Source organism: Microbacterium sp. BWR-S6Y (assembly GCF_041379845.1).
Lineage (GTDB): Bacteria > Actinomycetota > Actinomycetes > Actinomycetales > Microbacteriaceae > Microbacterium > Microbacterium hydrothermale.
On sequence record NZ_JBFECV010000013.1, the window covers coordinates 1 to 10,586 of the forward strand.

The window sequence follows — 10,586 nt, forward strand, 5'->3', positions numbered from 1 at the left end:
GCACGCTGGGCGATCAGGTGGAAGCCCGCGCTCAACGCGTTTGCGATCACCTTCGCCGGACGGTTCGACAGAACCAATCATTGAAAACCGCCGGGCCTCACACACCCTTTATCGGACAGTCCCCCCACACCCTCGGCGATGGCCTTGTCAGGCGGAGTAAGCCGCTAACGTCCGCCGCCGGCGCGGCAGCCTCCGCCACGACGTGAAGACCCACCGGGCTGGAAGGCGGTACGAAACCCATCGGTTTTGCACCAACAGGATGTACCGTCGGTTGACCTGGCCGTTACCCCGAAGGAGGCGGTGCGGTCGAGGCCCGATACACGAATTCTGTGTCACAGAAGGTTGTGCGGAACTCGTCTTCATCACCGTCGATGCGGCGCAGTAGTTCGGTTGCCGCACTTTGTTTCATCCCCAATACCGGTTGAGAGACGACCGACAGTTCAGGGCTCACGAGCCTGGTCCATTCGAGGTTGTCGAACCACATCAGGGAAACCTCGTCTGGAATGGAGATGCCAAGTGTCTTCAGAGCCCTGAAAGTGGCAACTGTCATGACGCTGTCTGGGGAGAACAATGCCGTCGGCCGGTCGTTTGAGAACTGGGACAGGACGGCCGAGAAGGCGCGATCGGCTGAGTGCCCGTCGCTAGAGAGAGGTTGAGCGGGTCTACCGGGATGCCCGCTTTGCGTAGGGCACGCAGGTACCCAACGATTCTGGCGCCGTTTTGGCGAAGCAGACTGGTATTGATGGAGGGCCATGAGCGAGCGTCGTCCAGCAGCTCCATGAGAAACGAGGCGCGAGCTTCAGATACGAGCGCAATTTTTCGGTGTCCGAGCTCGATTAGGTGCGTCACAGGGCGAGATCGTTTGGCCGGTACCCAAGCGTGTCAGCTGCAGCCGGCGGGGAATCATCGGCGGCGCCGCTGCCACCACTTTCTCCGGGGCTGCGGTTCAGGTGTCGACGGCTTTCGTGGAGAAGGGGCGTCGGAGCTATCGGGTGCTTCAGCGAGGCGGATTTGGCGGCCCTCCTCCACGTCGCTGGACTCTTTCTCATCCTGCTTCTTGCTTTTTCGGGTGTCACGGGCGGGAAGTTGAATGTCCTCTTCGGCGACGATGCCACCTTGCAGCTGGCGGCCGCGTTCCAGTTCGGCGTCGAACTCTGCGCCGAACAGGAGCGCGAGGTTAGCGATCCACAGCCAAAGCAGGAAGATGATGACCCCGGCGAGCGAGCCGTAGGTGCGGTCGTAGTTGGAGAAATTGACCACGTAAAACCCGAAGCCGGCGGTGGCGATGCCAAGGACCACGATGGCGATGGCCGCGCCGAGGCTGATCCACCGGAACCTCGGCTGTTTGGCGTTGGGGGTGGCGTAATACAGCACCGCGACGAGGAACACGATGATGAAAAGCATGATTGGCCACTTGGCGACGTCCCATGCGATCTGCACGCCCCGACCGAGACCGAGAGCGTTACCGATCGCCGTGGTGACATCGCCGGAAAGAACGAGGCCAAGGGCCACGAGGGCGAGCGCGACCACCGCGATGACGGTGACAAGCAGCTGCATTGGACGCAGCTTCCAGAACGGTCGGCCCTCGTCGATTTCGTAGATGCGGTTCATGGCACGGCTGAACGCGCCTACGTACCCGGACGCTGACCACAACGCAAGCGCGATACCGGTGATCAATGCGATACCCGCGCCTCGGGAGGAGGCGATCTGTTCGATCGGTTCGCGGAGGGTGGAGGCGGCGTCGGGGGCGACGTCTTGAATAATGCCGAGAATGGCGGCGGCCGCGGCGTCGCCCTGGCCGACAACACCGAGCACGGAGAAGATCGCGATCAGCGCTGGGAACAGGGCGAGGACGGCGTAGTAGACCAGACCGGCGGCGGCGTCCGTGCATTGGTCAGCAGAGAATTCCCGCACTGTTTTTCGCAGCACATACTTCCACGACCGCTTCGTCAGCTGGGTGGGGGAGTCCGGCTTCTTTGCGGCGTCCGGGTGCGGAGCACCCGTGTTGGTGTTGGTGGCTGCTTTTCGCTTCAGCATGTGATCCCGTGAATCCTGTGAGTGACCGCAACCTGTCTTGGCGCGGACACTTCAGTGTTCAACACCGGGTGCCACGGGTGAGGGGCCTTGCCTGTCGGCAGAGCGCGCCGATATGCACTCCCTTGGCCGCCGGCCGGTGGTGCGAGAGTAACCCGGTCGTGGAGCGCGTCAGTGCAGGACGACGAGTTGCGTCAGGTCGTCAGAGGGCAGGTTGTCGGCAACGGCTGTGACTTGCATGTCTGTCAGATCGATGCGGCCCGAGATGACGGTGAGGAAGGCGGAATCCGCGGCGTCTCAGTCGGTAGCGATCCACAAGAGCGTCGATCGGGGTGCGAGGGTGGTCGCGTCGACAACGTGTTGTCCCCCCTCGACCCATACCTCGGCGACGGCGTGAAAATCCACCGGGTCCAAGCCCGGGTCGTACATGGACACGAGACGTGAACCGATCCCGGTTCTCTGCCGCTCCTATGCGGGCGCCAGCACCGGGCGGGATGGCGTTTCGTGGTTGCCTTCGCGTTCCTGTTCGGGATCGTCGCGGCGCTGTTCATCGACACCACAGGAAGCATCTGGCCAGCGATCATCCTCCACGCCGGCTTCGACACCGTCTGGTTCATCCTCACCCCACGCTCTCCGGTCCTCACCGACCTCGTCAGCATCGCCGTCTGCGCCGCTCTGGCCGTACTGCTGGAAAATCTGCGCAGGCTCGCCTCTGCCGCAGCCACCCCGACACGCAACCGCTGACGCCGGCAAAGTGGCGACCCTTCGACAACAGCATCCCGAAATCGGCGGTCCCCCCTCGAAACTCACATCGCCCGCTCGGAGCCCCGCTGTGTCACCGTCGCGAGGGTCGCCGCCACACGGACAGCGGCGCGGGTTTGCTTCCCGCTGCGAACTGACAATCCGAGTCAGAGCCGCGACTTGAAGCGCCCTGGGTCTGCTGGAGACTCGCGCCATTTGATTCCGACCAGCAGATTGCGGTCGTTGGGGGCAGCATAGAACGCGTTCTCGAACTCGGCGGGCGGGACGTCGCCGAGGTAGCCGTGGAGGCGCTGGGTGTTGTGCCAGTGCACCCATCTGAGGGTCGCGAGCTCGAGGTCCTCGACCGTACGAGACGGGCGGGGCCGCGGACAAGTTCGGTCTTTTAGTAGCCGTTCGCAGTCTCGGCTAGGGCGTTGTCATACGCGTCGCAGATCGATCCGATGGACGCGGCGAAGCCTTCCGGCGCGAGCGTCTCGCGAACGACACTCTCGTAGATTGCGAGCCCGCGTCGCTGTGATGTATTAGACCGTCCACGGCCGGGTGACCGGCAAGGTCGCGTCGCCACAAGCCCATTCGCAGCGCAGTGTTACCGGCGGGGTCGTCTTCACGGTTGCGGCGTGCCAGCCCACGATCGCGCGAGTAGCAGTCGATCATGAACGACACGTAAGCGAACCCCGCCCACGTCGTGACATAAGTGAAATCCGTGGACCAGCGGCGGTTCGGCGCCTCGGCGGTGAAGTCCCGATCGAGCAGATCCGGGGCACGATCGGCATGACGATCCGGGATCGTGGTCCGCACCCGCCGCCCCCGGACCAGACTGGTCAGCCCGAGATCGCGCATCAGCCGGTCCACCTGCCGCTTGGATACCACCAGGCCGCTGCGCCGCAGGTGAGCGGTCATCTTCCGCCGCCCATATAACCCTTCCGTGTGCCCGCTGTGGACAGGAGCGCGTCGATGACCACCGCGTCCGCGCGCGCCCGCGCACTGGGTTCGGCCCGTTTCCAGGCCCGATGGGTCCGCGCGGCGACCTGCACGCCCCGCTCCCGCAGGACCTGGCAGACTGACTCGACCGCGCGGTTCTTGGTTCGCTGCTCGTCGATGAACGCGACGATCAACGCCGACGGGGGTCGAGACCCCCGGCAGGCAGTCGACACGTATCGCGCATTCAGCAGCTTCCTGCTCGGCCAATTGCGTCTTGAGCCCGCCGTCCGCGGTGCAGAAATAGGCCCCGCCGAGGAGCCGCTCGACGAGGACGACCCCCCTGCGCCCGAAGGCGATGTGCAGTCGGGCCACCTCGAGCACGCGCCCGAGGTGGCCCGACTGTGCGGACTCCTCAGCGAGGATCGCGTAGACAAAGAATTCGAAGTTTCGCTCGAGTCGCTTTTGGAGCGCCTGGATCGCGCTTACTCCCAGTGACCGGCCCCGCGTGGAGCGTCCATTGGGGCGCGTTACCGAGGCGCAAAATGCTGAGCGGGCCAGCCCGGCACGCCGGACCGACCCGCCCAGCAGGAGGGAAATGTCAGATCTGCGGCGGCTGCGCGGGGCGCTGCGGCGGCTGGGCGGAACGCCGCTGCGAGCTAACGGCATCTTGTACCTGCTGCCCGGCCTGCTTGGCCTGGTCCGCGACGGAGGGGGCGTTGCGAGCCTCCTGCTGAATCTTCGGGGCTTCCTCCTCCGCCTTGGTCAGCAGGGCCTCCCAGCGCTGCTGCATCGGCCTGATGAGGCCACCGCCGGCGCCGACGATGATGACACCGGCGATGATCGCGAGAACAGTGACGAGGATGGGCGTGGTGACGGTCGTTGCTACCTCAATCTGGTTCAGCGCCGCCGTCACACCCAGGAACAGGATGAACACGGCGACGATGTTGCCGAGGATTTTGCCGTAGGACAGTCCGCTCAGGGTGTTCTGGATGAGGCCCTTGGCGCCGGCGGCGATCGCCGAGGCGATGACGACGATGATGATGGCGACGATGATCTTCGGCAGGAACGAGATAATTCCGGCGAGCAGGTCACTGACGGGGTTCGGTCCGAACACACCGAAGGCGAACTGCAAAACGAACAGCACCAGCGCGTAGTAGACGATCTTGGCGACGATGTCGGATGCGTCGAGTTTCGACTTTGCGAGGGCCTTCTTCACGCCACCACGCTCGACGAGACGATCGAAGCCGACCTTCTCGAGCAGCTTCTCCAGAGCCTTGGAGATGAGTTTGGCGACGATGAGCCCCACGATGAGGATGACGAGGAACAGCAAGGCCAGGGGCACGAACGAGATGACCGCGGCCAATCCGTTCTGCAGAACAGCGGGGAAATCCATGAGAGAACCCTTTCGTGAAGAGGCGAAGACGCCCAGGGGGATGAGTATCGCCCTCATAGGGCGCTTACGACGTAAGACTGGCAGTGAGGTTGAGGGTCTCCCGAACGGATGCGCATCGCACGCCGTTGTGGTAAATGGCCAGAGGAGGGCATCCAGCACATGGGGGTGGGGCGAGCACCGATTCGGGTGCTTGGCAATTCGTGTGCCCATCCAACGAATAGGTGTGTGGTCAGAACTCCTAACCGGAAGGCGCTGACATGTCGACTCGCAACACCTCGGCCGAAGCATCCACGACCTGGGACTCGCCGCGTGGCTTGGAGGAACACTCATGGGAGCGGTCGGCCTAAACGGCGGCACCTCCGGCGCAGCTAACCCCGCGGAGCGGCTGAAGCTTTCCTCCGCGGGGTGGGCGCGGTGCGGTTGTCAAGCGTCGGCTCTTCTGCTCAGGTAGCCGCAACGACCAGTTTGATCGCCGCAGCAAGGTATTCCGCGGACGCGCCGACGCCGTTCTCGGCAACTTGTGCAGGAGTTCCAGCGGCGACGACTGCGCCGCCATCATCGCCGGCGCCGGGTCCGAGGTCGATGACGTAGTCGGCTGCTGCCACCACCCGCATGTCGAGTTCCACCGCGACGACGGTGTTTCCTGCGTCGACGAGAGTTTGCAGATGCGTCACGAGCCGGTCAGCGTCAGCGCAGTGCAGGCCCGAAGTTGGTTCGTCGAGAACATACAAGGTGTCCCCTCGTTGTGCGCGCTGTAGCTCGCTTGCGAGCTTCACGCGTTGTGCCTCACCTCCAGAGAGCTCGGTTGCCGGTTGTCCGAGTCGCAAGTATCCGAGACCCACGTCTGACAGTGCAGCTAGTGAGCGGGTGATGTCGTCTTCCCCGTCAAAGAACGGGTGGGCTTCCTCAACGCTCATCGCAAGCACGTCAGCGATGGTGCGCTCCCGCCAAGTGATCTCAAGGGTCGAGGCTTTGTACCGGGTCCCGTGACAATCGGGGCATTCGGTGTACACGGATGGGAGGAAGAGTAGCTCGACCATCACGGACCCTTCGCCCTCACAGGTGGGGCAGCGGCCGCCGGAGACATTGAAGGAGAAACGGCCGGGCTTGTACCCACGCGAGCGAGCCTCGGGCGTCTCAGCGAAGCGTCTACGGACGTGGTCGAACAAGCCCGTATATGTTGCAACGTTCGATCGGGGGGTTCGGCCGATGGGTCGTTGATCGATGTTGACAACCCGCCGGACCCCCTCGAGAGAGCCGTCGAGGACACCGTCGAGCCGCTCTGGGGTATCGGCAAGGAGCAGCTCGTCGCCGGTCGGTTCGTCCTCCACCGGAATGCTCTGACCGAGGCGATCACCGACGAGAGCCGGGAGGGCCTGGCTAACCAAGCTCGACTTGCCGGAACCCGAGACTCCGGTAACCGCGGTGAAAACACCCATGGGAATGTCGATGGAGACGCCGTGCAGGTTGTTACGAGTCACGTCTTTCAAGTGGAGCCACCCGCGCGGGTCGCGAGGGGTGTGCGGGGGCAGTCCACTGCCACCGAATAGGTAGCCGCGTGTCACTGAGTCCTTGACGTCGGCAAGCCCATCGGTAGGACCGCTGTAGAGAACGCGGCCGCCATGCTCGCCCGCGCCGGGGCCGATGTCCACGAGCCAGTCCGCGTGCCGCATGACATCGACGGAGTGTTCGACGACGAACAGGCTGTTTCCGCTTCTCTTGAGCCCGTCGAGGATCTTCAAGAGCGCTGTCACGTCTTGTGGGTGAAGGCCTGCGGATGGTTCATCGAGGACATAGACGACGCCGAACAGGTCGGAGCTGAGCTGTGTGGCGAGCCTGATTCGTTGCAACTCGCCACCCGACAGGGTCGGGGTGGTTCGACTTAACGACAGATACCCGAGGCCAAGATCGGTCAGTGGGCGGAGTCGCTCGATCAGCCCGGAAGCGAGCCTGGACGCAGCGGCGCGCTTCTCCGGCGAACGGTTTGCGGTGCGGCGCACATCGGATGCGGCGGCGTGCGCGGACCCTCCGGCGGCGATGCGCTGCTCCGTGGCTGCGCGACGGGAATTGGCATGAAGCACAGCACCATTCGGAACGGTCTCGGCCTGTTGCGCTCCCGCAACAACGTCGGAGAGCATGTCAGCAAGCTCTCGAAGCGGCAACTGCGAGAACTCCGCGATGTCCAGGCCCTCGAACGTGACCGAGAGCGCTTCAGGCTTCAGCCGCTTCCCGTGACAAACCGGGCATAGGGCAGCGTCGAGGTACTGCGCGACGCGGCGCTTCATCGACGCGCTCTTCGAGTTCGCGAATGTGTCCAACACATACCGGCGGGCTCCGACGAAGGTGCCCGAATAGCTCGGCTCGACCCCGGCCTTGGTCGCGGCGCGAGCCTCAGCAAGCGTCAACCGGGAGTGGACCGGAACGAACGGGGTCTCATCCGTGTAAAGGATCCAGTCCCGGTCTTTTCGTGGCAGATCTTTCCATGGCACGTCAACGTCATAGCCGAGGGCCACTAACACGTCGCGGAGCTGGTGTCCGTGCCATGCCGTCGGCCAGGACGCGATCGCGCGCTCCCGGATCGTGAGCGACGGATCCGGCACCATCCGCTCCTCGGGCACCGCGTAGACACGACCAATGCCGTGACACTCCGGGCAGGCCCCCTGCACCGTGTTCGCAGAAAAATCCTCCGCGTAGAGCATCGGCTGCCCATCCGGATAGTCCCCGGCGCGGGAGTACAGCATCCGCACGAGACTGGACACCGTGGTGATGCTTCCCACCGTGGACCGGGCACTGCGTCCTCCACGCTGCTGCTGCAACGCCACGGCCGGCGGCATCCCGGTGATGGAGTCCACATCGGGAACGCCCGCCTGATCGATCAGACGGCGAGCGTACGGCGCCACCGACTCCAGATACCGTCGCTGCGACTCCGCGTACAGCGTCCCAAACGCCAACGATGACTTCCCGGAACCCGACACACCCGTGAACACCACTAGCGAATCCCGCGGAACGGAGAGGTCCACATTCCGCAGGTTGTGCTCCCGAGCACCCGAGACCCGAACCAGCGCGTCGGCGGCGGGTGAAGAATCAGACGAAGTCATGACCGGATCGTACTGACCTGTGAGCAGCTTTGCTGTGTGTCGTCGTTTTCGCTCCGATCGGTGTCGGGTTAGACCACGGGTGACCGCTGGTGGGAATCATCTCGACGTTGCAATAAGCTGCGCCCGATTGCGCGCGCCGATCTTCCGGAGAAGGTTCGACACATGGAACTTCACCGTGTTGACGGAGATGAGGAGCTCTTCCGCGATTTCGGCATTGCGCGCTCCCGATACGAGAAGCCGTAACACATCTCGTTCGCGTATGGAGAGTTGTGAGAATTCCGGAAGTGGCCCGGGTTCCGCCGGCGGATCGAGGGGAAGCCGGATGTCGACTGAGGACCCCCAGCCGGGTGTTGAGGAGACCGCAATCGCGCCGTCGAGGGCTGTGACGCGTTCGACGATTGGGCGGATCGAGTCGTCGTGTGCGGAAAGTTCGCCGGCCCCGTCATCTCGGATGCTGATCAGGAGATTTAGGCCGTCGCAGTCCCACTGGATGCGCACCCGCCGAGCCTGGCTGCGATCCGCGAGTGCGAGCACCGAGCTGCGGACGATGGCGCGCGCCGCGTGCGCGACCTCTCCTGGGAGTGCCCGACCGGTCGCGGGCGGCTCAACGAACTGCACGTCGAGATCGCCGAACCGGACGAGTGGGAGGAGGTCGCTCTGCAGTCGGGCGAACGCACCGACGACGGGTTCGAGGATGCTGCTGCGTTCCTGATCGGTAACAGCGCGCAGCCCGATTAAGGCGCTCGTTGCCGCCTCGATCGCCATGTTGCGTGCTGCGCGGTCATCGAGGCGGGGCGATCGCAGAAGCGCGAGCATAGATTCAAGCGTGATCGCCTGCCGGTCAGCATGCTCGGCGACGATTCGGGCGTGGTCGGCGACATGCTGACGTGACGCGGGCGACGACAGTTCGGTAAAGTCCACGGTGACAACCTATCCACTCAGGTAGGCCCATGCCTACGGGTAGGTGGACCTGCTCCTTTGCGGGGGAGCCAACGTGGCTGACGGCCGTGATGATAGGGCGATGGATGTCCTCGAAACCGGTGTGGGTAACTCGCTCAGCCGCATCGCCCGCGAACTCGAACTCGCCACAGACAGACTGATCGCTCGCGACCGGGCGGGATTGGCGGAGCTCGCGGATATCGTCGGCGCTGCTCCGCGAGTCTTCGTGCTGGGTGCAGGCCGATCGGGGCTCGCGCTGCGAATGACCGCGATGCGACTCATGCATCTTGGTCTAGCCGTCCACGTCGTCGGGGAGGTCACCGCTCCTGCGATCGAACCAGGTGACTTGCTCCTCGCTGCCAGCGGTTCCGGAACGACGGGCGGCATCGTGCGCGCGGCACAGACTGCCGTCGATGCTGGCGCCCGGGTGGCGGCTATTACAACAGTCCCCGACTCTCCGCTCGCAACGCTGGCAGCCGTCACGGTAGTCGTGCCGGCAGCAGACAAGCTTGATCGCTCTGGAGCGGCATCTGAGCAGTATGCGGGCAGTCTCTTCGAGCAATTGGTCGTTGTCCTCGGCGACGCGCTTTTCCACACACTCTGGCGCCGCTCCGGCTTGACCGCTGATGAGCTCTGGCCTCGCCACGCAAATCTCGAATGACTCAAACCACTGCACGAAAGGAATCCAAATGAAACTGCAGTTTGCCATGGACACCCTCTCCACCGAGGCCGCCCTCGAACTCGCTGCTGCCGCCGCGCCGCACGTCGACATCCTCGAGCTCGGTACCCCGCTTATCAAGAGTGCTGGCCTTTCGGCGATCACCGCGATCAAGAAGGCCCACCCCGACAAGGTCGTCTTCGCCGACCTCAAGACGATGGATGCCGGCGAGCTCGAGGCTGACATTGCCTTCACTGCGGGTGCCGATCTCGTGACGGTCCTCGGTAGTGCCGGTGACAGCACGATCGCCGGTGCCGTGAAGGCGGCGAAGAAGCACGGTAAGGGCGTTGTCGTCGATCTCATCGGCGTCAGCGACAAGGCGCAGCGTGCGAAAGAGGTCGTTGCACTTGGAGCAGAGTTCGTCGAAATGCACGCAGGCCTCGACGAGCAGGCCGAAGAGGGCTTCACCTTTGCCACCCTGCTCGAGGACGGCAAAGCTTCGGGCGTGCCGTTCTCAGTCGCAGGCGGCATCAATAGCTCGACGATCGCTTCGGTGCAGGAATCTGGTGCGCAGGTGGCTGTGGCGGGAGGCGCGATCTACGGCGCTCCCGATGTCGGTGCTGCCGCCGCGGAACTCCGCGCAGCCATCGTCTGACGACCTAGGTGTGATGTCCAGGGACGTTGTTTCGGCGACACGGCTATGAGGAGCTAAAAAGCGAGGGCCTCCGGTTGTGAAGTGGAGCTGTTGAGTTCAACCGCTTCACGAACCAGGAGGCCCTCA

The 10,586-nt window shown here is 64.0% G+C and carries 11 protein-coding genes; 4 read left to right on the forward strand and 7 right to left on the reverse strand.

Features of this window, described 5'->3' with window-relative positions; translation table 11 throughout:
- Positions 1-283: 283 nt before the first annotated feature.
- Both AB1K56_RS18375 and AB1K56_RS18380 read right to left on the reverse strand, forming a co-directional pair.
- Positions 284-754, reverse strand: a complete 471-nt coding sequence (locus AB1K56_RS18375) for a substrate-binding domain-containing protein (RefSeq protein ID WP_108319501.1) — start codon at positions 752-754, stop codon at positions 284-286.
- Positions 755-903: 149 nt separating this feature from the next.
- A complete protein-coding gene (locus AB1K56_RS18380) occupies positions 904-2,037 on the reverse strand; it encodes a YihY/virulence factor BrkB family protein (protein WP_108319499.1) in 1,134 nt (377 codons plus the stop codon).
- Positions 2,038-2,538: 501 nt separating this feature from the next.
- On the opposite strand from AB1K56_RS18380, the gene AB1K56_RS18385 reads away from it, so the two are divergent.
- Complete coding sequence (locus AB1K56_RS18385; protein WP_164878291.1) at positions 2,539-2,778, forward strand: type II CAAX prenyl endopeptidase Rce1 family protein; 240 nt, start codon at positions 2,539-2,541, stop codon at positions 2,776-2,778.
- A gap of 164 nt (positions 2,779-2,942) precedes the next feature.
- On the opposite strand, the gene AB1K56_RS18390 is transcribed toward AB1K56_RS18385, so the two are convergent.
- Complete coding sequence (locus tag AB1K56_RS18390; RefSeq protein ID WP_181373572.1) at positions 2,943-3,107, reverse strand: hypothetical protein; 165 nt, start codon at positions 3,105-3,107, stop codon at positions 2,943-2,945.
- 94 nt (positions 3,108-3,201) lie between these two features.
- Complete coding sequence (locus AB1K56_RS18395) at positions 3,202-3,855, reverse strand: DDE-type integrase/transposase/recombinase (protein WP_270354055.1); 654 nt, start codon at positions 3,853-3,855, stop codon at positions 3,202-3,204.
- On the opposite strand from AB1K56_RS18395, the gene AB1K56_RS18400 reads away from it, so the two are divergent.
- Positions 3,751-4,212: a hypothetical protein gene (locus AB1K56_RS18400; RefSeq protein ID WP_270354060.1), complete on the forward strand. Its 462-nt coding sequence runs from the start codon at positions 3,751-3,753 to the stop codon at positions 4,210-4,212. The two genes, AB1K56_RS18395 and AB1K56_RS18400, sit on opposite strands and share 105 nt — an antisense overlap.
- A gap of 103 nt (positions 4,213-4,315) precedes the next feature.
- Here AB1K56_RS18400 and AB1K56_RS18405 read toward each other — a convergent pair whose 3' ends face one another.
- The 3 genes from AB1K56_RS18405 to AB1K56_RS18415 all read right to left on the reverse strand — a co-directional run bounded on the left by AB1K56_RS18405 (position 4,316) and on the right by AB1K56_RS18415 (position 9,129).
- Entirely contained in the window at positions 4,316-5,110 is a 795-nt protein-coding gene (locus AB1K56_RS18405) for a hypothetical protein (RefSeq protein ID WP_108320570.1), read from the reverse strand.
- Positions 5,111-5,553: 443 nt separating this feature from the next.
- Positions 5,554-8,208 carry an excinuclease ABC subunit UvrA gene (locus tag AB1K56_RS18410; RefSeq protein WP_108320571.1) on the reverse strand — a complete coding sequence of 885 codons (2,655 nt, stop codon included), beginning with the start codon at positions 8,206-8,208 and terminating at the stop codon, positions 5,554-5,556.
- A 96-nt stretch (positions 8,209-8,304) separates the two neighbouring features.
- Positions 8,305-9,129 carry a LuxR C-terminal-related transcriptional regulator gene (locus AB1K56_RS18415; protein ID WP_270354012.1) on the reverse strand — a complete coding sequence of 275 codons (825 nt, stop codon included), beginning with the start codon at positions 9,127-9,129 and terminating at the stop codon, positions 8,305-8,307.
- A 100-nt stretch (positions 9,130-9,229) separates the two neighbouring features.
- On the opposite strand from AB1K56_RS18415, the gene hxlB reads away from it, so the two are divergent.
- Both hxlB and hxlA read left to right on the forward strand, forming a co-directional pair.
- On the forward strand, positions 9,230-9,808 hold the full coding sequence (hxlB, locus tag AB1K56_RS18420; protein WP_108320572.1) for a 6-phospho-3-hexuloisomerase: 579 nt from the start codon (positions 9,230-9,232) through the stop codon (positions 9,806-9,808).
- A gap of 28 nt (positions 9,809-9,836) precedes the next feature.
- Positions 9,837-10,460 (forward strand): 3-hexulose-6-phosphate synthase, encoded by a 624-nt coding sequence (gene hxlA, locus AB1K56_RS18425; RefSeq protein WP_108320573.1) that lies wholly within the window; start codon positions 9,837-9,839, stop codon positions 10,458-10,460.
- Positions 10,461-10,586 lie beyond the last annotated feature (126 nt).